This window comes from Mycobacterium sp. RTGN5, from assembly GCF_033804465.1.
Lineage (GTDB): Bacteria > Actinomycetota > Actinomycetes > Mycobacteriales > Mycobacteriaceae > Mycobacterium.
Map to the genome: position 1 here is coordinate 192743 of NZ_JAPZLA010000005.1, position 25053 is coordinate 217795.

Below are 25053 nucleotides of genomic sequence, written 5' to 3' on the forward strand. Positions count from 1 at the left end.
GGTCGATAGGGGAATCTGACAGTGGTTGCACTTACCGCAATCCATGACTGGGTTGACGCGCCGGGCACGGTCGTGTCGTGGAGCCCGTCGCCGGCATGCCTGAAGAAGGTTCAGGACGCGCCGGTCACTGATGTACCTGCGAGCTACCAGCAGGGCCAGCACATCCGTAGCTACCGCAATCACACGGCCAACGGCCTGGAGATGGCGCGGCTCCTGATTCCGGCGTGGAACATGCCGGGCAAGTGCGACGTCCGGGCGATGACCTTCGTCATCAACGCCTACCTGCGCCGGCACGACACGTACCACAGCTGGTTCGAGTTCGCCTCCGACGACGCCGACCAGGTCATCCGCCACACCGTGGAGAACCCGAACGACATCCAGTTCGTCGCCACCAAGCACGGCGAGATGAGCTCCGCGCAGTGGAAGATGCACGTGCTCGACACCCCGAGCCCGCTGCAGTGGGACTGCTTCCGGTTCGGTGTCATCCAGCGCGCCGACCACTTCACGTTCTACGTCAGCGTCGATCACCTGCACGCCGATGCGATGCTCATGATGGCGCTGTTCGTGGAAATGCACATGAACTACGAGGCGCTGGCCGGCGGTGGCGCCCCGCTGCGGCTGCCGGATGCCGGCAGTTACAGCGACTACTGCATGCGCCAGCACGAGTACACCGAGCAGCTGACCATGGATTCGCCGGACGTTCGCGGCTGGCTGGACTTCCTGGAGAGCAATGGCGGCACCATGCCGACGTTCCCGCTGCCGCTGGGCGATCCGTCGGTGCACTGCAGCGGTGATCTGCTGACAGTCCAGTTGATGGACGATCACGAGTCGGACCGCTTCGAGTCGGCGTGCACCGCGGCCGGTGTCCGCTTCATCGGTGGTGTGTTCGCCGCCGCGGCGATCGCCCACCGCCAGCTGACCGGTGACGACGACTACTACGTCATCACCCCCACGACCACGCGCAGCACTCCGGCGGAGTTCATGACCACCGGGTGGTTCACCGGCGTCGTTCCGCTGTCGGTGCCCGTCGCCGCCCGCAACTTCGCCGAAGTCGCCCGCGCCGCCCAGGAGTCGTTCGACTCCGGAATGCCGCTGGCGAACGTGCCGATCGAGCGGGTCTACGAGCTCGCCGAGTCGGAGTCCGCCCCGCGGATCCGCCCGGCCGGTGCCGGTGTGCCCATGCTGTCCTACCTCGACGTGGGCCTGCCGCCGCTGAACCCGATCATCATGTCCCAGTGGTATGCGCAGAACGGGCACATCTACACCGATCTGGGCGCGGCCAATCAGGTCGGTATGTGGGTGAACCGGCGTACCGGCGGCACCATCATCACCGTCGCCTACCCGGACAACCCGATCGCCCGCGAATCGGTCGCCGAGTTCGTCGAACTGATGAAGTGCATTTATCTCCGGGTGGCCGATGGCCGCTCCGAACTCGTGTCGTCGTCTCGCTTGCCCGTCGCAACGGTCTGACGCCGGTGGGCGAGGATCGCCGGCCCGACAATGTAGTGCCCTACGCCGACCAGGCGTTGCTGTTGGCGCTGCGCGGTGCCGGCCAAGAGGCTGTCATGCAGATCATCTGGATCTACGAACATGACCTTGACCTGGACGGCGTTCGCCGTTTCCATCAGAACTTCGGCCGCGGGCTGGTCGGCCGGGTGGTCGAACGGTCACCGCTGCCGTTCGGCCGGCATCGGTGGGTCTCGGTGCCGGGCCCCCAGACTCCTCTGGACATCGCCGAGCAGCCGCGGTCGCGGGACGAGTTGTGGGACTGGGCGCACGAGCAGGTGGAGCTGCCGCTCGACCCCGAGTGGGGACCGGCCTGGCGGTTGGGCGTCCAATCGTTCACCGATGGAAGCAGCGCGGTGAGCCTGGTCATTTCGCACACCGTCGTCGACGGCGGCGGTGCAGTGGCATCAGCGATCGCCGCGATCAACGATGACGGCAAAGATCTCGGTTATCCGCCGCGGCGCTCCCGTACCCGCTCGCGCGCCGTGATCGAGGACGTACGCCAACTGTCGGCGGATCTGCCGGAGATCTGGCGAACGTTGGTCAAAGCGATCAAGGTCGCGTTGCGCCGCAAGGACGAGCTGGTGCGCCCGAATGAACCGGTGTCCGTACCCACCGGCGGCGCCGGGACTGTGATGACGGCGTTCACCACGGCCGTCGTCGACATGGACGAGTGGGATTCTCGAGCGAAAAGCCTTGGCGGACATCATTTTGCGCTCGTAGCAGGGTTCGCCGGCAAGCTAGCGGAGAATATCGGCCGAACGCGCGCGACCGATGGCGCGGTGACGCTGATGATTCCCGTCAGTGAGCGTGACAATCCGGGTGACACCGGGGGCAACGTGGTGACGATCGCCAACGTCACATTCGACCCGGGCCCGGTCGCGACGGATCTCACGAGCGCCCGCGCGGCGATCAAGCAGGGGTTGGTGACCGCGCGGCAGACGCCGGACGAGATGGTGGAGTTGCTGCCGCTGATTCCGTTTCTGCCCAAGCGGGCGATGGGGCGAATCGCCGACATGGCCTTCGGCTTCTCCTCGGACCTCCCGGTGTCCTGCTCGAACATGGGCGACGTCCCCGACGACATGCTTCGCCTCGACGGCACCAAGGCCGAACGCCTGTACTTCGGCGGCGTGGACCGTAATCTCAGCGGTGATGTCCTCGAACGGCGGCGCGGCCTGATGACCGTGGCTGCAGCGCGTCTTGGCGGCAAGGTAATCCTCCCGGTGATGAGCTACCAACCTGGCGCGGACAACTCGCGCACGCGGCTTCGCGAGGTGATGGCCCAGACTCTGGCAGAGTTCGATCTTTCCGGCGTGATCGAGTGAGGTTTGATCAGTGACCAGTGCAGCGCAGGACCACCGGCTCGAGTTCTTCGACCAGACTGCGTTCGAGATGATGCGCGCCACCGGGCGCGGCCAGCTGATGCAGTGCGTCTGGGTCTACGAGCACTCCGTCGACATCGAGGGATTGCGGCGGTTTCACCGCAACATCGCCCAGTCGCTCGGCGGACGCCACATCGAGCGCTCGCCGTTGCCGTTCGGCCGGCCGCGGTGGGTCAAGCCCGATCATGCTCCGTCGGAGATCCAGTTCAACGAAACGCCGCGTCCGCGTGCCGAACTCATGGAGTGGGCCGACGAGCTCGGTAGCCTGCCGATCGACCCCGAGCACGGCCCGACGTGGTATCTCGTCGTCCAACCCCTCACCGACGGCTCCACCGCGGTCAGCATGGTGGCGTCGCACGTGATCGGGGACGGCACCGGCGCCGGGCTGGCAATCTTCGAGGCGGTCACCGGCAACATCCGCGATCCGGGATATGACCGACCGGGCGCGCGGGCCCGGCGACAGGCGTTGGCCGCCGACGCGCGCCAGGTCATTCGTGATCTGCCCGAGACTCGCCGGGCGCTGGCCAAAGGCGCCAAGCTCGTGTGGGGGAAGCGGCGCGAGCTCGCCCAATCCAGAAAGACGCGCGCCGACCAGCCGATCGAGGAGTTCGTCTCGGTACCGTCGGTGGCGGTCATCGTCGACATCGCGGAGTGGGATGCGCGCGCGGCAAGCCTTGGCGGAAACGGCTATTCACTCCTGGTGGGGTTCACTGCGAAGCTGGCCGAGCGACTGGGTCGCCGCCGCCGCTCCGACGGAGCGGTGACGCTGGTGATCGCGATCAACCTCCGCGAGAGCCTGGAAGACGACCGCGCCCTTGCCATGGCCTTCGCCAACGCGACCGTCGACCCGGAGAAGGTGACCGTCGACCTGACCGAGTCCCGCACGGTTGTGCGCGAGTCCCGGCAGATGGCCAAGAACCAGACCGACCCCACCATGGAACTGCTTCCGCTTATGCCGTGGTTGCCCAAGGCCGCCGTCAAAGGGGTGGCCGAGTTGCTGTTCTCCTACTCGGAGGACCTGCCGGTGTCCTGCTCGAACCTCGGTGATCTGCCGCCGCAGATCGCTCAGGTCGACGGCACGACTGCCGAGTTGGTGATTCTGCGTGCGTTGGATCAAAACGTGACCATGCAGGAGATGCAGCGTTCGCACGGTCAGCTCGTCGTGGTGTCCGCGCGGGTCAACGGCAAGGTCTCGATCTCGATCGAGGCTTACGAGATCGGCGCGGACAACAGCAAGCAGCGATTGCGCGATCTCGCCGAGGCGACACTGGCCGAGTTCGGGCTCACCGCCGTCATCGCGTGAGTGGGCGTCACAGGCCGTGTAGGCCGACGCCCAGAAGGATCACGCCAACCACTGCGACGAACGCGCCCGCGTGCCTGCGGGTGCGGGTGCGGATCCATTCGTTGAAGCGCTGCACCCAGATCCGGGTCTTGCCCGGCACGATGAGGAAACTCACCAGCGGGACCACCGCGGCCCAACTGGCCAGCAGCAGGAAGGTGACCAGGGCCGTCGCCTGCTCGATCGGTGGGGTCTTGGACGCGATGATCAACGCCAGCAGGGCCATGTAGTCGACGCTCGGCATCGCCAGCGCCGCCCCGATGGACCCGGAGAACCAGGAAGACTCGCCCTTGGCGAAGCCACGCACCTTGGTGGACAGCCGCTTGAACCGGCCCGGCGGCGGGGGATCCTGCACCACCACCGCACTGTCAGCGGCGCCGGCCGGTACTTCGACCACTTCCTTGCGGGCGAACTGCCGCAACGGAATGTTGGACGCCAACAGCGCGCCGAGCACAAGGGCGACGACACCGATGCCGATCTGGATCAGCGCCGGGTTGAAGTTGGCCTTGCCCAGGAAGGTGTGGTGGAAGACGAAGAGCACCGCGAAGCCGACGCTGAGGCTCATCGCCAGGCCGGTGCCGAGGAAGACGAACAGATGCCGCACGGGACGTGGCCGGGTCAGCAGAAGTGCGATCAATGCGATGCGGGCGGGCTCGATACTCACCGCGAGGCCGAGCAGCACCACGGTTGTCCACACGAAGCGAAATTCTACCTTGCCGGGCTGTCGCGGGCAGCGTTGACATCACCCGTGGCGACGGTTGCGGGCGGTCTCCTCGAGAAGGTCGGCCGCGGCGGCGACGCTGCCCGCCGCCGGGCTCATCCGCGTGGCGAGCAAACGAGACTGTTGAACTGTTTGCGGAGCAAGCACGGCTCGTAGGTCGGCCAGCAGCGAATACCGTGTCGAGGCTGAGAATCGCCGGGATGTGCCGATACCGAGCCGTTCTACCTGTTTGCCCCACAACGGTTGCTCGGCCGCCACCCACAGCACCAGGGTGGGGACTCCGGCGCGGATGCCGGCCGCGGTGGTGCCCGCCCCGCCGTGGTGCACCACGGCCCGACAGGACGGAAACACGGCGGCGTGGTTGACCGAGGCCACCACCTTGACGTGCTCGGGTGTGGCGGTGTCGTCGAAATCGGAGAACCCGGCGCAGATCAGGGCGCGCTCGCCCAGTTCGGCGCAGACATCGCTGATCAGGCGGACCGTTTCGGCAGGGGAGTCGATCGGCATGCTGCCGAAGCCGAAGTAGATCGGCGGCGTTCCCGCGGCGATCCAGGTCGCCACCTCGTTGTCGACCTCGGTGGGCAGCTGCAGCGTCATGGAGCCGACGAGCGGGCGGCGCGCACCCCATTCGTCGGCCAGCCCGGGAAAGAACACCGTGTCGTAGGCCTGGATCTCGAGCGAGCCGGCGGCCACGATGCGGGCCACCGGCCGGGTGGTCGCCGCGGGCAGGCCCAGGACGCGACGCTGCTCGGACTCCGCCGGTTTCAGCAACCGCCAGTGCATCCATTCACCCATCGAATAGGCGGCCTTGACCACGGGGGACGGCAGCCGCACCGGCAGGACCTGGGTGTTGGCCCGGACCGGGAAATAGTGCACCTCGGCAAGCGGAAGGCCGCGGAATTCGGCGACGTTGGCCGCGATCTCCTGATAGGCCGTGCCGGTGACCATCAGGTCCGCGCCGTCGGCCATCGACAGCAGCGCGTCGCTCATCTCGGTCCAGCCGCGGGTGGCCGCCGCCCTCGCCTTGCGTAACGCGTTCAACGGGTTGCCCAGTCGCACCCAGTCCGCCGGACCGGCCGCGGTGAGGGCGTCCGGCCGCTCGAAGACGTCGCCCTGGAGTTGTTTCTGCGAGTCGGGCCCGTAGCCGATGGTGGCCGCCAGGCCCGCTGACTCGACGAAGCCGACAAGGTTGGGTGGCACCGCCATGTGCACGTCGTGGCCGCGACGCTGCAGCTCGAGGCCTACCGCCGCGCAGGGTTCGACGTCACCACGCGTCCCGTGGATACTCACCGCGAATTTCATCGATCCCCATTATCGGGGACGACCCGCGCCGTCAGCTGGATGCCCGGGTGAACCACTTGGTCTTGATCCGCCACGAGTGCGCCGACGTCAGGGCGAAGCCGGCACCGCAGGCGCAGGCGAAGAGCCAGACCAGCTTGCCGCCCTCGAGCTCCTGCAGCGCGGGGACGTAGGCGGTCGCGATGCGAATGACGCATGCGGTGATGCCGCTGACCGAGGCCATCAAGTAGATGTTGGCGATCCGCCGTGACCGCGGATCTTGGCGCAAGACCAGCAGGGCCCGGGCGCCGTAGCCGAGCAGGTAGATCAGGGTGCCGCACAGCAACAGCCAATACAGGGACAGCCAGAAATCGGTGGGCACGGTGAAGAAGTCGGAGCGATAGACCTTGGCGCCGTTGCCGAGTGAGAACGCGGCCAGCAATAGCGGAATGCATAAAGTCGCGGGGCGCTCGACGTACTGCTTGAATGCGGTCTGCATGGCATTGTCGTCCTGCAGGCGGCCCAGCGCGTTGTACACGATCGCCGAGGCGGCCACGACATAAAGGTCGTGCCCGATGTAATCCTCGAGGTTCCATATTCCGGTCAGCGAGTGCAGCCACTGCCCGACGGTTTCGGAGGCCAACGGCGACATCAGCAGCACGGCAGCGGCCTGCAGTGCGATGTTCAGGGTGGCCGCGATTTCCCACCGGCAGCCCCATGTGACACGCCGAATCCACAGGCTCCACGCCATGCAGGCCAGCGTGACCGTGATTAATGCACCGAGACCCATCTCGTCGTCGCCTTACGTCCCCGAATAACTTCAGCAAATACTACAGCGATGGAGCATCCAGTCGAGGCTTCAATTCTGAGAGTTTCGCTGGAATATATGTCGCAGTTACGGTATTAATTGTCGCCACCGTAAATGGAGTGGAATCAACGTATTGCTGGACTTCCTCGCGGCTCATGAGCCCGAACCGGACCTGCAGGTCGGGATAGCTCAAGCCGAATCGTGTTGCCACCAACCGCAACTCTTCGGCGTTCGGGTAGTCCCTATCCTTCACTCGCCGGTAATAAGTGCTGCTAGACGTGCCGAGCGCGTCATAGATGTCCTTTGCGTCGATGTCTCCGTCGAGGAGGTAGTCCAGCAAGGTTTTGAGCTGGCGTCCGTTTTCATCGGTCCGAGGCACGCCCCAGAATAACCCGGAACTCCCGGTAATGGGTACTTGGAACTGATTTCCGGAAATTGTTGAATTTATTGACATGGTCGTCACAGTTGTGGGATTGGTCTCCCATTTATGGGACACGGCCGCTACGGTGGGGGACATGGTTGCACCTGTGACCTACCCGTCTAGCAATGTGCGGGTAGTTGACGATGAGATTCTTGGCCCGCCCCGACCAGAAGATGTGGTCCGGTTGTCGGCTCCGCTGTCCTACGAACTGACCGCTGAACTCGACGGAGCCGTCGAGTTCGCCGGCGTCGGTGTCGAGGACGTTCTTTTGGCCGCTCTGGGCCGGGCGATCGCCCGGACCATCGGCGTCGGTGTGGTGACGGTCAGCGGACTGACCACCGTGGCGCCAATCCGGCTGTGCTGTGCCGAAGAGCGAGACATGGACGCCAACGCGTTGTTGGCCGACGTCCGCGATGCGCTGACGCCAGCCCGGCAGCTCAGTAATTCGCCGGCCGACGTGGTGTTCTCGTTCCTGGGGCTGCCGCCCGATCCTGCGCTCGGTCCGCTTCAGCTGACCGACGGTCCGGCCCTGGGTGTGCTGGCCTACCGTGCCGACGGGGAACTGCAGATGGACTGGTGGTTTGACGGCCGGCGGCTCGACCACTGCACCGTCGAAGAACTGACGACTCAGTTCCGGCTCGGTCTGATCGGTCTGACCTCCGAGGCCATTCCGGCCTGAGGCTAGAATCTTCCCAGCGGCATCGATCCGGCCATCACCGGGGAGCCTTCGGAAGAACAGCCCTGGTTGGGCCGAGTAGAACCGAACGGGCGGGCCCGTCACAGCCTGTGAAGAGCGACGCACGTCTACGTGCGTAAGCGGGGTGGTACCGCGGCGCTCGCGCACCGGCGCGTCGTCGTCCCCGTGTCCAGGCAGCTGGCACAGGAGACGAACGCGCACGTGACCGAGAATGGCTATCCGAAGCCGGCCGGTGGCTCACCCAACTTTCCGGCCCTCGAACTCGAGGTCCTCGACTACTGGGCGGCCGACGACACCTTCCGCGCCAGCCTGGAAAGACGGGCCGCCGCGCCGGAGTACGTCTTCTATGACGGCCCGCCGTTCGCCAACGGCCTGCCGCATTACGGTCACCTGCTGACCGGGTACGTCAAGGACATCGTGCCGCGCTACCGCACGATGCGCGGCTACAAAGTCGAGCGCCGGTTCGGCTGGGATACCCACGGGCTGCCGGCCGAGCTCGAGGTGCAGCGCCAACTCAGCATCACCGACAAGGCCCAGATCGAAGAGATGGGCATCGGGAAATTCAACGACGCCTGCCGTGAATCGGTGCTCAAGTACACCGGCGAATGGCGCGACTACGTGACCCGCCAGGCCCGCTGGGTCGACTTCGACAACGACTACAAGACCCTCGACCTGTCGTTCATGGAATCGGTCATCTGGGCGTTCAAACAGTTGTGGGACAAGGGCCTCGCCTATCAAGGCGTGCGGGTACTGCCGTATTGCTGGAACGACGAGACCCCGCTGTCCAGCCACGAGCTGCGGATGGACGATGACGTCTATCAGAGCCGGCAGGACCCGGCCATCACCGTCGGATTCCGGGTCAACGAGCCGGGATCGGATCTGGACGGCGCTTACCTGTTGATCTGGACCACCACGCCGTGGACGCTGCCGTCGAACCAGGCGGTGGCGGTCAACCCCGACGTCGACTACGTCGTGGTGCGGGTCGACGACCGCAGGCTCGTGCTGGCGCAGGCCCGGCTGGGCGCCTACGCGCGGGAGCTGGGGGAGGACCCCGAGGTGCTGGCCACCGTGTCCGGTGCGCAACTCCTCGGGGTGCACTACCTGCCGCCGTTCCCGTATTTCCTGGACTCCACCAACGCTTTTCAGGTTCTGCGCGGCGACTTCGTCACCACCGAGGACGGCACCGGCATTGTGCACATGGCACCGGCCTACGGTGAGGACGACAAGGCCACCACCGACACCGTCGACATCGTGCCCGTCACCCCGGTGGACTCCAAGGGCCGCTTCGACGTCACGGTGCCGGACTATCAGGGCCAGCACGTATTCGACGCCAACCCGCAGATCATCCGCGATCTGAAGAACGGGACCGGGCCTGCCGCGGTCAACACTCCGGTGCTGATTCGCCATGAAACCTACGAGCACTCCTACCCGCACTGCTGGCGCTGCCGCAATCCGCTGATCTACCGCGCGGTGTCGTCGTGGTTCGTCAAGGTCACCGAGTTCCGCGACCGGATGGTCGAACTCAACCAGCAGATCACCTGGTATCCCGAACACGTCAAGGACGGCCAGTTCGGCAAGTGGCTCTCAGGCGCCAGGGACTGGTCGATCTCGCGAAACCGCTACTGGGGCACGCCCATTCCGGTGTGGGTCTCCGACGATCCGGCGCACCCGCGGATCGATGTCTACGGCAGCCTCGATGAGCTCGAGCGGGATTTCGGAGTCCGCCCGGACAACCTGCACCGGCCCTTTATCGACGAGCTGACGCGGCCCAATCCCGATGACCCGTCCGGCAATTCGACGATGCGCCGCATCGAGGACGTCTTCGACGTGTGGTTCGACTCCGGGTCGATGCCGTACGCCCAGGTGCACTACCCGTTCGAGAACCAGGACTGGTTCGCGAGTCACTTCCCCGGCGACTTCATCGTCGAGTACATCGGCCAAACCCGCGGCTGGTTCTACACCCTGCACGTGCTGGCCACTGCGTTGTTCGACAAGCCTGCGTTCAAAACCTGTGTGTCACACGGGATCGTGCTCGGCAACGACGGCGCCAAGATGAGCAAGTCGCTGCGCAACTATCCCGATGTCAACGAGGTGTTCGATCGCGACGGCTCCGACGCCATGCGGTGGTTCTTGATGGCCTCGCCGATCCTGCGCGGCGGCAACCTCGTCGTGACAGAACAGGGCATCCGCGAAGGCGTTCGGCAGGTGCTGTTGCCGTTGTGGAACGCCTACAGCTTCCTGGCCCTGTATGCGCCGAAAATCGGTACCTGGCGCACGGATTCGACCCATGTGCTGGACCGCTACATCCTGGCCAAGCTCGCCGAACTGCGCGACGGGCTGACCGGCGCGATGGACGTGTGCGATATCTCCGGTGCCTGCGAGCAGTTGCGCCAGTTCACCGAGGCGCTGACGAACTGGTATGTGCGCCGGTCGCGTTCGCGGTTCTGGGAAGAGGATCGCGACGCCATCGACACCCTGCACACCGTGCTCGAGGTGACGACCCGGCTGGCGGCCCCGCTGCTGCCGCTGGCCACCGAGGTGATCTGGCGGGGCTTGACCGGTGAGCGCTCGGTGCATCTGACCAACTGGCCGGAGGCGGGTGTTGTCCCCGCGGACCCGGCGTTGGTGACGGCCATGGACCAGGTGCGGGATGTATGTTCGACGGCGTCCTCGCTGCGCAAGGCGAACAAGCTGCGGGTGCGTCTGCCCTTGCCGAAACTGACTGTCGCGGTGGAGAATCCGGATGCGCTGGCGCCGTTCGCGGATCTGATCGCCGACGAGCTGAACGTCAAGGCGGTCGAGCTGACCGACGACATCCCCGCCTACGGCCGCTTCGAGCTCGCGGTCAACGCCCGAGCAGCGGGACCGCGCATCGGCAAGGATGTGCAGGCTGCGATCAAGGCTGTCAAGGCCGGCGACTACGTACTCAATGCCGACGGCACGCTTACCGCGGGACCAGCGGTGCTGCTGCCAGAAGAGTTCACGGCCAAACTCGTGGCCGCGGATCCGGAGTGGACCGCGGCGCTGCCCGAAGGCGCCGGGCTGGTGGTGCTGGACGGCACCGTCACCCCGGAGTTGGAGGCCGAGGGCTGGGCCAAGGATCGCATCCGCGAACTGCAGGATCTGCGCAAGGCGACCGGACTGGATGTCAGTGACCGCATCACGGTGGTGATGTCGGTGCCCGCCGAGCGGGCCGAATGGGCCAGGGCCCACACCGATCTCATCGCCGGGGAGATCCTGGCGACCAGCTTCGAACTCGGCGAGCCCGTCGGCGGGGTGGAGATCGGCGACGGCGTGCGGGTCGCCATCAACAAGGCCTGACCCACCCGCATGGAGCGCTGGGTCCTGCATTTCGACATGGATGCGTTCTTCGCGTCCGTCGAACAGCTGACCCGCCCGACCCTGCGCGGCCGGCCGGTCCTGGTCGGCGGCCTTGGTGGCCGCGGTGTGGTGGCCGGGGCCAGCTATGAGTCGCGGGTGTTCGGCGCCCGCTCGGCGATGCCGATGCACCAGGCCCGCCGCATGGTCGGGGCCGGCGCGGTGGTGCTCCCGCCTCGCGGGGTGGTCTACGGCGTCGCCAGCCGTCGGGTTCTCGACACCGTGCGTGCCATGGTGCCGGTGCTCGAGCAGCTGTCTTTCGACGAGGCGTTCGGGGAACCGGCCGAACTGGTCGGGGCCAGCGCCGCGGACGTCGAGGAATTCGCCGTGCTGCTGCGGCGGCGCGTCCACGAAGAGACCGGCTTGGTGGCCTCGGTCGGCGCCGGATCGGGCAAGCAGATCGCCAAGATCGCCTCGGAGCTGGCCAAACCCGACGGGCTGCGGGTGGTCCGCCGCGACGAGGAACGTCCCCTGCTCGACGGGCTTCCGGTGCGCAGGCTGTGGGGCATCGGCCCGGTGGCCGAGGAGAAACTGCACCGGCTCGGCATCGACACCGTCGGGCAGCTGGCCGCGCTGTCCGATACCGAAGCGGCCAGCATCCTGGGCGCCACCGTCGGCCCCGCCTTGCACCGGCTGGCCCGTGGCATCGACGACCGGCCGGTGGCCGAGCGCGCGGAGGCCAAACAGATCAGCGCGGAGTCGACGTTCCCCGCCGACCTCACCACCATCGAGCAGCTGCGCGACGCCATCGGCCCGATCGCAGAGCACGCCCACCGGCGCCTGGAACGCGACGGCCGCGGCGCCCGCACGGTCACCGTCAAGCTCAAGCGGTCCGATATGACCACCCTGACCCGCTCGGCGACGCTGCCCTACGCCACCGGCGACGCAGGCACGCTATCCGCCACCGCGCACCGGCTGCTGCTCGACCCCCGCGAGGTTGGCCCCATTCGTCTTCTCGGCGTTGGCTTTTCGGGCCTCTCCGATGTCCGCCAGGAGTCGCTGTTCCCCGATCTCGACCAGATGGATGCAGCGGTGGCCGACACGTTGGACACTCCCGTGCCGGTGCCCGAGTCCGTACCCGACGCCGGTGGCTGGCGCATCGGCGACGACGTCAGCCACGTCGGCTTCGGCCACGGCTGGGTACAGGGCGCCGGGCACGGGGTGGTCAGCGTGCGGTTCGAGACCCGCGGCAGCGGCCCCGGCGTGATGCGGACCTTCGCGACCGGCGAGCCGGAGCTCCTCAAGGCAAACCCGGTCGACAGCCTGGACTGGGGCGAGTATCTGGACGACCTGGCCCGGTCAGCCCCACCGGGCGATGACGTCGACCACGGGTAGCCCCAAGCTCAGCGCCGCCATCAGTAGCACGCGGGCCTGGCTGCTGCGCAACTGCGGCACCATCACCGCCCCGGCGTCGACCAGGTCGTGGCCCGGTCCGTACAGCGCCTCGGTGCGGCCTCCTGGCACGCGGGTGGTCACCACAACGGCGACCCCGCGGGCACCCGCGCGCCGCACTGCCTCGACGATCGGGGTGCCGGCATTGCCCGCACCCGCCGCCTCGACGACAAGGCCGGCCGCGCCCGCGTCGACGAACGCGTCGATGGCCGCCGCGTCGGCACCCGGGTAGGCCGCCACGATGTCCACTCGCGCAACGTCGTCGGCGGAGCCAAGATAGGCGCGCTGCTTGCTGCCCGTCACCCGGAAGATGCCACCGGCGACCGCGCCCACCGGCGGGCGACCGCCGAACAGGCCGGGGCCGCCCACCTTGGCGGTGCCCAGCGCGGGCAGCACCGCCCCGGCGAAGCAGATCAGCACCCCCAGATCCCGCGCCAGCGGGCTGGCGGCAACGGCGAGGGCGTCGCGCAGATTGCCCGGCCCGTCCGCGTCGGGGGCGTCGGCAGGCAGGGCCGCACCGGTCACCACCACGGGCGCCGCGCCGGCGTAGGTGAGCTCCAGCCACAGCGCCGTCTCTTCCATCGTGTCCGTGCCATGGGTGACGACAATCCCGTCGGCGTCGTGCGCAGCCTCGGTGACGGCGGCGCCGATACGCAGCCATTCGGCGGGGGTCAGCTGCGAGCTGTCCACGGTGAACAGGTCGATCACCTGCGCATCCAAGCCCGACACCAGCTCCGCGCCACCATGCACGGGCCGCAGCACGCCCTCGTCGTCGGCGCTGGTGGAGATGGTCCCGCCGGTGGTGATGACGACGAGTCGCGGCATGCCAAACAGACTAGGGAATGCCATCAACAACCCGTAGGGAATGATGGGGGAGTGACCGACGAATCCACCGCTAGCGCCGAGCCGCAATCGCAGCCGAAGAGGCTGCGGATGCTGGTGTCGGTGGCTGCCGTGGTGCTGGCTCTCGACGTCATCACCAAGGTGCTGGCGGTGCGGTGGCTGACCCCTGGGCAACCGGTGTCGATCATCGGCGACACCGTCACCTGGACGCTGGTGCGCAACTCCGGCGCGGCGTTCTCCATGGCCACGGGCTACACCTGGGTGCTGACGCTGGTCGCCACCGGCGTGGTGGTGGGCATCTTCTGGATGGGCCGGCGCCTGGTGTCGCCCTGGTGGGCCCTCGGACTGGGGATGATCCTCGGCGGCGCGCTGGGCAACCTGGTCGACCGGTTCTTCCGTTCACCTGGCCCGCTGCGCGGACACGTCGTCGACTTCCTGTCCATCGGCTGGTGGCCGGTGTTCAACGTGGCCGACCCGGCGGTGGTCGGCGGGGCCATCCTGCTGGTCGCCCTTTCCCTGTTCGGCTACGACTTCGACACCGCCGGCCGACGAACCAGCGAGTCCGCCAAGGCCGACGACACGGCCGACGACAAGGCCGAGTCCGCCTGATGGCAGAACGCTCGATGCCGGTTCCCGAGGGTCTGGCCGGCATGCGGGTCGACGCCGGTCTGGCCAGGCTGCTGGGACTGTCCCGGACGACCGCGGCCGCGATCGCCGAGGATGGCGGCGTCGAGCTCGACGGCGTGCGTGCCGGCAAGTCCGACAAACTCGAGGCCGGCGCGTGGCTGCAGGTCCACATCCCCGAGGACGCCCCGCCGCCGGAGAACACGCCCGTCGAGATCGAGGGCATGACGATCCTGTACTCCGACGCCGATATCGTCGCCGTCGACAAGCCCCCTGGCGTGGCCGCTCACGCGACGGTCGGCTGGCACGGTCCCACCGTGCTCGGCGGGCTGGCCGCGGCGGGATTCCGGATCAGCACCTCAGGCATCCACGAACGCCAGGGCATCGTGCACCGTCTCGACGTCGGCACGTCCGGGGTCATGGTGGTCGCACTGTCCGAGCGCGCCTACACCGTGCTCAAGCGCGCATTCAAGGCGCGCACCGTCGACAAGCGCTATCACGCTGTGGTGCAAGGCCATCCGGATCCCTCCAGTGGCACCATCGACGCGCCGATCGGCCGGCATCGCAGCAACGACTGGAAATTCGCCGTCACCGAATCTGGGCGGCACAGCATCACCCACTACGACACCCTCGAAATGTTCCGGGCGGCAAGCCTTCTCGACGTTCATTTGGAAACCGGCCGCACCCACCAGATTCGGGTGCATTTCGCTGCGCTGCACCACCCGTGCGCCGGCGATCCGACGTACGGCGCCGATCCGGTGCTGGCCAAGCGGCTCGGCCTGGAACGGCAGTGGCTGCATGCGCGGTCACTGGCGTTCGCGCACCCGGCCGACGGTCGGCGCTTCGAGGTCACCAGCCCATATCCGGCTGATCTGCAACACGCGCTGGACGTGCTGCGCGTCGAATCGTGACGGCGAGCCAACCGGATACCAAGCCCGGCGGGCTGCTCTACGGCATCGGCGCGTACGGATCCTGGGGGTTGTTCCCCGCCTTCTTCCCGTTGCTGAAACCCGCTGGCGCACTGGAGGTCCTGGCCCACCGCATCGTCTGGACGCTGGTATTGATGGTCGGCGTGGTGGTGGCCATGCGCAAGCTGTCCGCTGTCCGATCGATCACCGGCCGCACCTGGCTGCTGCTGGTCTGCGCGTCGGGTCTGGTGTCGACCAACTGGGTGATCTACGTCTACGCCGTCAACAACGGCCACGTGGTCGATGCCGCCCTCGGTTACTTCATCAACCCACTGGTGAGCGTGCTGCTCGGGGTGCTGATCTTCCGGGAGCGGCTCAACCGGGCCCAAGTCGTGGCGCTCGCGATCGCGCTGGCCGCGGTGGTGCTGCTGGCCATCGAGGTCGGCGGCCCACCGTTCATCGCGCTCGGTCTGGCGTTCTCGTTCGGTCTGTACGGCGCGGTCAAGAAGGTGGTGCCCACCGACCCGCGGGTCAGCGTCGGACTTGAGGCCGCGATCGCGGCGCCGTTCGCCATCGTCTACATCGCGGTGCTGCAGCTGTCCGGGCACGGCCAGTTCACCAACAACGGCGCGGGCCACATAGCGCTGATGATCCTCTCGGGTCCGATCACCGCGATCCCGCTGCTGTTTTTCGCCGCTGCCGCCCAGCGCCTGCCGCTGGTGACGCTCGGCCTTCTGATGTACCTCACCCCGGCCATGCAGATGACCTGGGGAGTGGTGGTGGCCCACGAGCCGATGCCGCCGGCGCGCTGGGTCGGCTTCGCGCTGATCTGGCTGGCGCTGCTGGTGTTCAGCGGTGACGCGCTGCGCCGGACCCGTCGGGTCCGTCAGGCGCCGGCGACGCCGAGCTGACGGCGCAGCGCCCCGTACTCGGAGTCCAGCTGGACGCGGAGCCGGTCAACGGCAGCGCGCTTGGTCGCCCGGATGGTGGTGGCGTCGCTCAGCGCGCCGAGCACCCGGTCGATGACGGCGGTACCGGTCACCTGATCGGTGCGGATCAGCGAGCCCTCGTCGTCGATGGACAGCGCGAAATCGCGGCATTTCGGTTGGTACTCAAGCGAAACCACCGGGGTGTCGGACAGCGCCGCCAAGATGCCGGCGTGCAGCCGGCAGACGATGGCCGCCGAGCAGCGCGCGAATTCCCGCGCGGCCGTCGCGGCGTCGGCCGGCAGCAGGATGTCGGCGCGGACGTCCTTGAACGCCACCTCCACCCATTTGCGATCGTCCGGGTTCATCAGGATTCCGACGAACCGGTGGCCGCGGCCCGCGAGCTCGCGCACGGCGATGCCGATCTGCTCGGCGACGCCGGCCGGGTCATGTCCCCACAGGTCGTCGCCGTAGCCGAGGTTCACCCCGATCAGGCCGTCCTCGACCGGAATCTCGGGTCGCGGCAGGATCAGCGCCGGATCACCGGTGACCTGTGCGGACACGCCGATGTCGGCGAGCAGTTCGACGCTTCGGGGTCCTCGCACCGACACCGAGTCGAACGTGGCGAGAATGGGTTTCCACTTGGTGAGCTCGCTCCCGCCCGATCCGCTGCCGCGTCCGGTATAGCCGGGATCCTGGACGCCGACGCCGATCGCGTACTTTCCGTTGTTCTTGGTGACCGCCAGGCCCATCCTGGCCAGCATCCGGAAGTAGCGCACCCCGACCAGCGTCCCGCCGCCCATGACCAGCGTGCTGGGCCGGCGCAACCTTTCCAGCGCCGCGGCGGGCGGGAACACGAACTCATGGGCTAGGCGCGGGATGTCGTTGAAGGTGACCCCGGGGAGCTGCGATCTGACGGCGTCGTAGATCGCGTCGTCGCCGAGATTGGCCTTCTCGTGGAAGCCCAGATAGGCGACCGTCGCATCTTGGCTCACGCGAACCGACCCTATACTCATCGACGCGGCCTGGCCGCGCCCGGCGGTACGGGGCCGCCGCACACCAGTGGGGGTCAGATGCCGAGCAGCGTCGTCAACACCGGTGGCCGGCGTGGCTTCTTCATCACCTTCACCGTCCTGCTGGCGGTGTGGGCCGCCGTACTGCTGACGATCGCGCTCACCCTGATCCCCGACGGCTACTGGTATTCGTACTTCGTCATCGACTACACCACGGGCTTCATTCGGCGCGGATTGGCCGGCGAGATCCTCGGCCTGTTCGGCCCGCAGCATTACTTCGGTGGGCTCGTCGTGCTGCGCTGGATTCCGACGGCGTTCTTCGTGCTCGGCCTCGCGGCGGTGGCCTGGTCGGTCGCGGTCACGTCGGGCCGTTCGCAGCGACGACGGCTGCTGGCCCTGCTGGTTCCTGTGCTGCCCTTCGGGTTCGCCTTCGCCTTGTTCTCGGCGCGCACCGATCTACTGGGCGGCGCCGCACTCGTGGCGTTCGCGGTTGTGCTGACCCGGGTCACCACCGCCCGTGCGACCGTCATCTCAAGTGCGATCTACGGCCTGGTGGTGGCGGTACTGACCCTGATCCACGAGGCCACCCCATTCCTGTTCGGCCTTGGCGTGCTGGCGGCGCTGATCGTGCTGGCGGACCGGCTGGACGCCAAGGCGTTTCGGGCCGCTGTCGTGCTGGCGCTCGGGCCGGGGCTTGTCGTCGCGCTGGCGTTGGCAGCATTCGGTCGGAAAAAGGTTTCGGGCCAGCTGTGCGAGCAGGTGCAGCACGGGATGATGAACCATCCGCTGGCCGGCAAGCCCACCGTCAGCCAGCTGCTGCACGGCTTCCACTATTACGTCGACTACCACGACTGGTTCTGCCGGGCCTTCCTGCCGCTGTTCGACATGAGTCTCGTCGAGGGTCTGCGATTCGTCGGCAGCATCGGTGTCGTCGCGCTGGCTGGCTCGACCGTGTACGGGATCGTGGCGCTGGCCATCAGCATGGTGGCGATCGGCCATGTTTCGGGCGTCCCGGTGCGGCGGTTCGGCGCGATCCTGCGGGGACGGCCGGTGGCCCTGGTGATCGGGCTGCTGATGATCCTGCCGGTGTTCGCCACCGGCGTGGACTGGGTCCGCTGGTGGGTCATCATCGCCTTCGACCTCGGCATCGTGTTCCTGCTGTACACCCGCAATCAGCCCGAGGTCGACCAGCCGCCGACCCGGCGCACGCTGATCGTGTTCGCCGTCGGCGCCATCCTGCTTGCGGTGATCCCGATCGGGATCATTCCCGGCTTTGGCGCGCCGGTTCCCATGTGAGCAGGAGAGAACGCAGATCGAGGAGCGCATGACCGACAACTCTCAACGCAACCGGCGGATCAGGATCGCGATCGTCGCGGCGATCGCGGCGGCGGCCATCGTGGTGCCGGTTGCCGGTGTCCTGCTGACGCCGGGCGTGCTGTTCGACAAGCAAAGTGACTCCGCGATGCTCACCACGACCACGACCGCCCCGCGTCCGCTGACCATCAAGCCGCTGGCGCTGCGCCCGGTGATCGGCCCCGCCTACGTCCCGCAAGGCGACGACTGCGCCCCGCCCCCGCCGACACCGCCGGATCAGCCGCTGCGGACGTGCGACATCCTCAAGTCCGCGGTGTACACCCTGGGGCCGGAAGCGCTGCGGATTCAGCTGACCGACGTCGACTCGTTCCTCAACCCGCTGACCGCCAAGCAAACCGTGCAGGTCACCATGACGGAAGAATCGGCCCGCGCGTTCGCCGATTACACCGCCGCGCACATCGACGAGCAAGTCGCGTTCGTGCGGGCCGGCGTCATCGTGTGGGCACCGAAGATCACCGAAAAGATCGACGGCGAGGTGCTGCAGCTCTCCGGTGAGGTGACGGGCGAGCAGGCCGCCGAGATCGCCAGAATGCTGAAGGACGAAGCCTGAAAGACGAAGCCTAGAGCCGGGTGTACTCGGCCACGATGCCCGCGCCGGTGCCGAGCACGACGACGATCATGAACACGGTGGCTCCGGGCACCAGATAGCGCGACAGCGGCGTCTGCCCGGCGATCACAGTGTCGCGGACCCGTTGATAGCGCCGGCCGACCAGGATCAGGCTGGCCAGGGCGGCCACCACGGTGACGAGTACACCCGGTCCCGGCGGGAAACGCTCGGTCACACTCCATCGCACGATCAGCGCGCCCACCAGCAGCGTGCCGATGATCGTGCGCTGCCAGGCCAGCGCCGTGCGTTCGGCCGCTCCCGCGACGTCCAGCAGTGCAGACTCCCGGTCTTCCATCTACCGACTGAATTCCGCAAGGAAGACCAGCACGCCCGCGGCCACGACGATGATCGCGATGCCGGAGACGACGATCCGCGGCAGCGGATCGTTCGGCAGGGGACGCTGTTCGCGCAGCGCCCGCTCGGTGCGGTCCCAGCGCGCGTACGCCCCGACCGTTATCGCCAGCGCCAGGGTCAGCAACAGCACCGTGATCGCGATCCGGAACTGCCGCGGGCCGAAGTCGTGGACCAGGCTGGCCAGCGCGATCGCACCGGCCAGCAGCGCAAGTGCAGTGCGCAGCCAGGCCAGAAAGGTCCGCTCGTTGGCCAGCGTGAACCGGTAATCGGGATCGGTGCCCACGCTGCGCAGCGGGGGTTTGCGGGCGAACATAGTCCCCTGCCTATCAGTGCCGGCGGCGCGCGCGGGAGAGATCAGAGGAGAAACGCCGCCACCGGCCAGACACGTACCGCGACACGCCGAAGGCTGTCGGTCCGCGGCCCTAGACTGACGGGCCTATGGGCACGAACGACTCCTTCGTACATCTGCACAACCACACCGAGTACTCGATGCTCGACGGCGCCGCGAAGATCACGCCCATGTTCGCCGAGGCGCAGCGCCTCGGGATGTCCGCCATCGGCATGACCGACCACGGAAACATGTTCGGGGCCAGCGAGTTCTACAACGCCGCCACCAAGGTCGGCATCAAGCCGATCATCGGTGTCGAGGCGTATATCGCACCCGGCTCCCGTTTCGACACCCGCCGCATCCTGTGGGGTGACCCGGGCCAGAAGAGCGACGACGTGTCGGGCAGCGGCTCCTATACCCACATGACGATGGTCGCCGAGAACGCCACCGGCCTGCGCAACCTGTTCAAACTGTCGACGCTGGCCTCGTTCGAGGGCCAGCTCGGCAAGTGGTCGCGGATGGACGCCGAGATCATCGCCGAGCACGCCGCGGGCATCATCGCCACTACCGGCTGCCCCTCCGGTGAGGTGCAGACCCGGTTGCGGCTGGGCCACGAGAAGGAGGCGCTGGAATCGGCCGCCAAGTGGCGGGAGATCTTCGGCCCGGAGAACTACTTCCTGGAACTGATGGACCACGGGCTGTCGATCGAGCGCCGGGTCCGCGAGGGCCTGCTGGAGGTCGGCCGCAAGCTCGGCATCCCGGCGCTGGCAACCAACGACTGCCACTACGTGACCCGCGATGCCTCGCACAACCACGAAGCGCTGCTGTGCATCCAGACCGGCAAGACGCTGTCGGACCCCAACCGGTTCAAGTTCGACGGTGACGGCTACTTCCTGAAGTCGGCCGCCGAGATGCGCGCGCTGTGGGACGCCGAGGTTCCGGAGGCCTGCGACTCGTCGCTGCTGATCGGCGAGCGGGTGCAGTCCTACGCCGACGTGTGGGCCCCGACCGACCGGATGCCGATCTTCCCGGTGCCCGAGGGGTACGACCAGGGCAGCTGGTTGCGTCACGAGGTCGAAGCCGGTCTGCGGCGGCGTTTTCCGGATGTGGTGCCACCGGAGTACACCGAGCGCGCCAGCTTCGAGATCGACGTCATCTGCGGCAAGGGCTTCCCGTCGTACTTCCTGATCGTCGCCGACCTGATCAACTACGCGCGCTCGATAGACATCCGGGTGGGGCCCGGTCGTGGGTCGGCCGCAGGCTCGCTGGTGGCCTACTCGCTGGGCATCACCAACATCGACCCGATCCCGCACGGGCTGCTCTTCGAGCGCTTCCTCAACCCGGAGCGTCCGTCGGCACCCGATATCGATATCGACTTCGACGACCGCCGCCGCGGTGAGATGGTGCGCTACGCCGCCGAGAAGTGGGGTAGTGACCGGGTCGCCCAGGTCATCACCTTCGGCACCATCAAAACCAAGGCGGCGCTGAAGGATTCGGCGCGCGTCCACTACGGCCAGCCGGGCTTTGCGATCGCCGACCGGATCACCAAGGCGCTGCCGCCGCCGATCATGGCCAAGGACATCTCGGTGGCCGGTATCACCGACCCCAACCACGAGCGGTACAAGGAAGCCGCCGAGGTTCGCGCCCTGATCGACACCGATCCCGACGTGCGCACCATCTACGAAACCGCGCGCGGGCTGGAGGGCCTGGTTCGCAACGCGGGCGTGCACGCGTGCGCGGTGATCATGAGTTCCGAGCCGCTCATCGAGGCGATTCCGCTGTGGCGGCGGCCGCAGGACGGCGCGATCATCACCGGCTGGGATTACCCGTCGTGTGAGGCCATCGGCCTGCTGAAGATGGACTTCCTCGGCCTGCGGAACCTGACGATCATCGGCGACTGCATCGAGAACATCAAAGCCAACCGCGGCATCGAGCTGGATCTCGACGCGTTGCCGCTCGATGACCCCTTGGCCTACGAACTGCTGGGACGCGGCGACACCCTGGGGGTGTTCCAGCTCGACGGCGGCCCGATGCGGGACCTGCTGCGGCGCATGCAGCCCACCGAGTTCAACGACATCGTCGCCGTGCTGGCGCTGTACCGGCCGGGCCCGATGGGCATGAACGCGCACAACGACTATGCCGACCGCAAGAACAACCGGCAGGCGGTCAAGCCGATCCACGCGGAGCTGGAGGAGCCGCTCAAGGAGATCCTCGCCGAGACCCACGGCCTGATCGTCTACCAAGAGCAGATCATGTTCATCGCGCAGAAGGTCGCCGGCTATTCGATGGGCAAGGCCGATGCGCTACGAAAAGCCATGGGCAAGAAGAAGCTCGAGGTCCTCGAAGCCGAATACCAGGGCTTCAAGGAGGGGATGACCGCCAACGGCTTCTCCGAACGAGCCGTGAAGGCGTTGTGGGACACCATCCTGCCGTTCGCCGGCTACGCGTTCAACAAATCGCACGCCGCCGGTTACGGACTGGTGTCCTACTGGACCGCCTATCTCAAGGCCAACTTCCCGGCCGAGTACATGGCCGGGCTGCTCACCTCGGTCGGTGACGACAAGGACAAGGCCGCCGTCTACCTGGCGGACTGCCGTCGACTCGGCATCACCGTGCTGCCGCCCGACGTCAACGAGTCGGTGCAGAACTTCGCGTCGGTGGGCCACGACATCCGGTTCGGGCTGGGTGCTGTCCGCAACGTCGGTGCCAACGTGGTGAGTTCGCTGGTCGCCACCCGCACCGACAAGGGCAAGTTCACCGACTTCTCGGACTACCTGAACAAGATCGACATCTCGGCCTGCAACAAGAAGGTCACCGAATCCTTGGTCAAGGCAGGGGCTTTCGACTCACTGAGCCATCCCCGCAAGGGCCTGTTCCTGATCCACACCGATGCCGTCGATTCGGTGCTGGGCACCAAGAAGGCCGAGGCGATCGGCCAGTTCGACTTGTTCGGCGGTGGCTCCGATGACGATGGGGACGCTAGTGATTCGGCGTTCACCATCCGCGTGCCCGACGAAGAGTGGGACGACAAGCACAAGCTCGCCCTCGAACGGGAGATGCTGGGGCTGTACGTCTCCGGGCACCCGCTCAACGGGGTGGCGCATCTGCTCGCCGCGCAGGTCGACACCCAGATCCCGGCCATTCTCGCCGGCGACGTCGCCAACGACACCCAGGTTCGGGTCGGCGGCATCCTGGCCGGCGTCAACCGGCGTGTCAACAAAAACGGAATGCCCTGGGCCTCAGCGCAGTTGGAAGACCTCACCGGTGGCATCGAGGTGATGTTCTTCCCGCAGACGTACACGATGTTCGGCGCCGAGATCGCCGACGACGCGGTGGTCCTCGTGGGCGGCAAGGTTCGCATCCAGGATGACCGGATCTCGTTGATCGCCAATGAGCTTGTGGTGCCGGACTTCTCGCATGCCCAGGTGGACCGGCCGGTGGCGGTGAGTCTGCCGACCCGACAGTGCACCATCGACAAGGTCACCGCGCTCAAGCAGGTGCTGGCCCGCCATCCCGGCACCTCGCAGGTGCACCTGCGGCTGATCAGCGGCGATCGCATCACCACACTGGAACTCGACCAGTCGCTGCGGGTGACCCCGTCGTCCGCGCTGATGGGGGACTTGAAGGCGCTGCTGGGCCCCGGCTGCCTAGGCGGCTAGGTCCACCCGCACGATCGCGCTTTCGGGCCAGACGTTCGGGTTGCGGAGGCGCTGCCACTTCTCCCGCCACGGCAGGCCGGCGTCGACGTTCTTGACGCCGGGCAGGTGCAGCAGGGGAACGAGGTTGTACTGCCAGCCATATCGGGTGTGCAGCTGCCGATTGGCTCGTTCGGCGTCGGCGCCATCGAGGACGACGGCCCGCCCGCGCAGCGTCGGGGCGGAGTCGGGGACCCGGCCCTTGTAGTCGCAGACCTGCAGTTCGACGTGCGGGTTGTTCGTGATCCGCTTCGTCTTGGGTCCGATCTTGGTGCGAAACACCAGCGTGGTCCCGTCCAGGTGAAACCAGATCGGGGTGTCGACGGGGCGGCCGTCACGGCGGTAGGTCCGCAGCAGGGCATAGCGGCTGGCGCGCAGAGAGTCCATGGGACATAGTCAAGGACTTAGAGTTGGCTCCAAGTCAAGCATCGAGGCGAAGGTGACCATGAGCGGTGCACTGACCATCGGCGAGGTGGCGCGCCGCACCGACGTCGCCCCGACCACGCTGCGCTACTACGAGAAGATCGGACTGCTGGCCGCGCCGTCGCGCGCCGGCGGGCAGCGTCGTTACGACGACGCGATACTGACCAGGCTCGAGGTGATCGGGTTGTGCAAGGCTGCCGGGTTCACCCTCGACGAAATCGCGGTGCTGCTCGACGACGACGCACCCGGGCGCCCGGCCAGTCGAACGCTGGCGCAGGCCAAGCTCGCCGAGATCGATACGCAGATGGCGACTCTGGCGCGGGCCCGCGGGATCATCGAGTGGGCGATGGCCTGTCAGTAACGTGGGAAGCATGAACGATTCTGTCGACATTGCGAACGAGTCCCAGCACCTCAGCGCGTGGATCAATCGCTCGGCGATCGACGTGTACCGCTACGCATCCGATCCGGCGCACCTGCCCGAGTGGGCCGCGGGCCTGGCCCAGAGCGAGCTGACCCGGGTCGGCGACACCTGGGTGGCGCAGTCCCCGATGGGGGAGATCACCATCGAATTCACCCCTGCCAACGATCTCGGGGTGCTCGACCATGTGGTCAATCTGCCGTCGGGCGAACCGGTGTTCAATCCGCTGCGGGTGGTGCCCGCCGGTAAGGACTGGTCCGAGGTGGTGTTCACCCTGCGGCGCAGGCCCGAGATGTCCGATGACGACTATGTGGCCGACGCGGCGGCGGTGGCCAGAGATCTGGCCACCCTGAAACGCATTCTGGAGCGTTAGCGCTGGCGCGGACGGCGCAGGCCGTAGGCCAGCCACACCACGGTGGAGGTGGCCGCGGCCACCAGCACGGCAGGCGCTGGGTCGACCGTGACCAGGGCGACCACGACGAAGACGACCAGGCCGAGAGCCAGTGCGACGAGCTTGTAGCGCGGCCACGGCACCCCCGCGATCTGCACCTGGTCCACGCTCGTCATGGCTCGACTATACCGCGATTTCGGCCACCCGAAACTTATACTTCGGGTAAT

24 protein-coding genes are annotated in these 25053 nt (G+C 67.2%); 14 read left to right on the forward strand and 10 right to left on the reverse strand.

Annotated features, from left to right (window positions below):
• The first annotated feature begins 21 nt into the window (after positions 1-21).
• Genes SLQ31_RS23095 through SLQ31_RS23105 form a run of 3 tightly spaced genes read left to right on the forward strand, consistent with a single transcriptional unit; the run spans position 22 to position 4191 of the window.
• The gene (locus SLQ31_RS23095) at positions 22-1470 is read left to right on the forward strand and encodes a condensation domain-containing protein (protein WP_319436442.1); all 1449 of its coding nucleotides are present in this window, start codon (positions 22-24) and stop codon (positions 1468-1470) included.
• A 5-nt stretch (positions 1471-1475) separates the two neighbouring features.
• Positions 1476-2831: a hypothetical protein gene (locus SLQ31_RS23100; RefSeq protein WP_319436443.1), complete on the forward strand. Its 1356-nt coding sequence runs from the start codon at positions 1476-1478 to the stop codon at positions 2829-2831.
• A 10-nt stretch (positions 2832-2841) separates the two neighbouring features.
• Positions 2842-4191: a hypothetical protein gene (locus SLQ31_RS23105; protein WP_319436444.1), complete on the forward strand. Its 1350-nt coding sequence runs from the start codon at positions 2842-2844 to the stop codon at positions 4189-4191.
• 7 nt (positions 4192-4198) lie between these two features.
• Here the strand turns inward: SLQ31_RS23105 and SLQ31_RS23110 are convergent, their stop codons facing one another.
• From SLQ31_RS23110 to SLQ31_RS23125, 4 genes are read right to left on the reverse strand one after another with little or no spacing between them, the layout of a single operon-like run.
• The gene (locus SLQ31_RS23110) at positions 4199-4924 is read right to left on the reverse strand and encodes a GAP family protein (RefSeq protein WP_319436445.1); all 726 of its coding nucleotides are present in this window, start codon (positions 4922-4924) and stop codon (positions 4199-4201) included.
• Positions 4925-4969: 45 nt separating this feature from the next.
• Positions 4970-6250, reverse strand: coding sequence for a glycosyltransferase (locus SLQ31_RS23115; RefSeq protein WP_319436446.1), 1281 nt, complete (start codon positions 6248-6250; stop codon positions 4970-4972).
• A 31-nt stretch (positions 6251-6281) separates the two neighbouring features.
• The gene (locus SLQ31_RS23120; protein WP_319436447.1) at positions 6282-7016 is read right to left on the reverse strand and encodes a hypothetical protein; all 735 of its coding nucleotides are present in this window, start codon (positions 7014-7016) and stop codon (positions 6282-6284) included.
• 40 nt (positions 7017-7056) lie between these two features.
• Positions 7057-7413, reverse strand: coding sequence for an XRE family transcriptional regulator (locus SLQ31_RS23125; protein ID WP_319436636.1), 357 nt, complete (start codon positions 7411-7413; stop codon positions 7057-7059).
• Between the two features lie 136 nt (positions 7414-7549).
• Between SLQ31_RS23125 and SLQ31_RS23130 the strand changes: the two genes are divergently transcribed.
• From SLQ31_RS23130 to SLQ31_RS23140, 3 genes are all read left to right on the forward strand, one after another.
• Positions 7550-8134, forward strand: coding sequence for a hypothetical protein (locus SLQ31_RS23130; RefSeq protein ID WP_319436448.1), 585 nt, complete (start codon positions 7550-7552; stop codon positions 8132-8134).
• Positions 8135-8353: 219 nt separating this feature from the next.
• Positions 8354-11473 (forward strand): isoleucine--tRNA ligase, encoded by a 3120-nt coding sequence (gene ileS, locus SLQ31_RS23135; protein WP_319436449.1) that lies wholly within the window; start codon positions 8354-8356, stop codon positions 11471-11473.
• Positions 11474-11482: 9 nt separating this feature from the next.
• Positions 11483-12865, forward strand: coding sequence for a DNA polymerase IV (locus SLQ31_RS23140; protein ID WP_319436450.1), 1383 nt, complete (start codon positions 11483-11485; stop codon positions 12863-12865).
• Here the strand turns inward: SLQ31_RS23140 and SLQ31_RS23145 are convergent.
• Entirely contained in the window at positions 12830-13747 is a 918-nt protein-coding gene (locus SLQ31_RS23145) for an asparaginase (RefSeq protein ID WP_319436451.1), read from the reverse strand. The two genes, SLQ31_RS23140 and SLQ31_RS23145, sit on opposite strands and share 36 nt — an antisense overlap.
• A gap of 108 nt (positions 13748-13855) precedes the next feature.
• Here SLQ31_RS23145 and lspA point away from each other — a divergent pair, with 108 nt between their 5' ends.
• From lspA to rarD, 3 genes are read left to right on the forward strand one after another with little or no spacing between them, the layout of a single operon-like run.
• A complete protein-coding gene (gene lspA / locus SLQ31_RS23150; RefSeq protein ID WP_319436637.1) occupies positions 13856-14374 on the forward strand; it encodes a signal peptidase II in 519 nt (172 codons plus the stop codon).
• Entirely contained in the window at positions 14374-15300 is a 927-nt protein-coding gene (locus SLQ31_RS23155) for an RluA family pseudouridine synthase (RefSeq protein ID WP_319436452.1), read from the forward strand. The genes lspA and SLQ31_RS23155 overlap by 1 nt, the downstream gene beginning before the upstream one ends.
• The gene (gene rarD / locus SLQ31_RS23160) at positions 15297-16208 is read left to right on the forward strand and encodes an EamA family transporter RarD (RefSeq protein WP_319436453.1); all 912 of its coding nucleotides are present in this window, start codon (positions 15297-15299) and stop codon (positions 16206-16208) included. The genes SLQ31_RS23155 and rarD overlap by 4 nt, the downstream gene beginning before the upstream one ends.
• Here rarD and SLQ31_RS23165 read toward each other — a convergent pair.
• Complete coding sequence (locus SLQ31_RS23165; RefSeq protein ID WP_319436454.1) at positions 16184-17218, reverse strand: polysaccharide pyruvyl transferase family protein; 1035 nt, start codon at positions 17216-17218, stop codon at positions 16184-16186. The two genes, rarD and SLQ31_RS23165, sit on opposite strands and share 25 nt — an antisense overlap.
• A 78-nt stretch (positions 17219-17296) precedes the next feature.
• On the opposite strand from SLQ31_RS23165, the gene SLQ31_RS23170 reads away from it, so the two are divergent.
• Positions 17297-18532: a hypothetical protein gene (locus SLQ31_RS23170; protein WP_319436455.1), complete on the forward strand. Its 1236-nt coding sequence runs from the start codon at positions 17297-17299 to the stop codon at positions 18530-18532.
• A gap of 28 nt (positions 18533-18560) precedes the next feature.
• On the forward strand, positions 18561-19160 hold the full coding sequence (locus SLQ31_RS23175; RefSeq protein ID WP_319436456.1) for a SecDF P1 head subdomain-containing protein: 600 nt from the start codon (positions 18561-18563) through the stop codon (positions 19158-19160).
• Between the two features lie 10 nt (positions 19161-19170).
• On the opposite strand, the gene SLQ31_RS23180 is transcribed toward SLQ31_RS23175, so the two are convergent.
• Together SLQ31_RS23180 and SLQ31_RS23185 are read right to left on the reverse strand one after the other, a co-directional pair.
• Positions 19171-19512 (reverse strand): DUF202 domain-containing protein, encoded by a 342-nt coding sequence (locus SLQ31_RS23180; protein WP_319436457.1) that lies wholly within the window; start codon positions 19510-19512, stop codon positions 19171-19173.
• Complete coding sequence (locus SLQ31_RS23185; protein WP_319436458.1) at positions 19513-19884, reverse strand: DUF202 domain-containing protein; 372 nt, start codon at positions 19882-19884, stop codon at positions 19513-19515. It abuts the gene before it with no gap.
• 125 nt (positions 19885-20009) lie between these two features.
• Here SLQ31_RS23185 and dnaE point away from each other — a divergent pair, with 125 nt between their 5' ends.
• The gene (dnaE, locus tag SLQ31_RS23190; protein WP_319436459.1) at positions 20010-23558 is read left to right on the forward strand and encodes a DNA polymerase III subunit alpha; all 3549 of its coding nucleotides are present in this window, start codon (positions 20010-20012) and stop codon (positions 23556-23558) included.
• Here the strand turns inward: dnaE and SLQ31_RS23195 are convergent.
• A complete protein-coding gene (locus SLQ31_RS23195) occupies positions 23547-23981 on the reverse strand; it encodes a PPOX class F420-dependent oxidoreductase (protein ID WP_319436460.1) in 435 nt (144 codons plus the stop codon). The two genes, dnaE and SLQ31_RS23195, sit on opposite strands and share 12 nt — an antisense overlap.
• Positions 23982-24039: 58 nt before the next feature.
• Between SLQ31_RS23195 and SLQ31_RS23200 the strand changes: the two genes are divergently transcribed.
• Entirely contained in the window at positions 24040-24378 is a 339-nt protein-coding gene (locus tag SLQ31_RS23200; RefSeq protein ID WP_319436461.1) for a MerR family transcriptional regulator, read from the forward strand.
• A gap of 10 nt (positions 24379-24388) precedes the next feature.
• On the forward strand, positions 24389-24808 hold the full coding sequence (locus tag SLQ31_RS23205; RefSeq protein ID WP_319436462.1) for an SRPBCC family protein: 420 nt from the start codon (positions 24389-24391) through the stop codon (positions 24806-24808).
• Here the strand turns inward: SLQ31_RS23205 and SLQ31_RS23210 are convergent.
• Positions 24805-25002 carry a hypothetical protein gene (locus tag SLQ31_RS23210; RefSeq protein WP_319436463.1) on the reverse strand — a complete coding sequence of 66 codons (198 nt, stop codon included), beginning with the start codon at positions 25000-25002 and terminating at the stop codon, positions 24805-24807. The genes SLQ31_RS23205 and SLQ31_RS23210 overlap by 4 nt on opposite strands.
• Positions 25003-25053 lie beyond the last annotated feature (51 nt).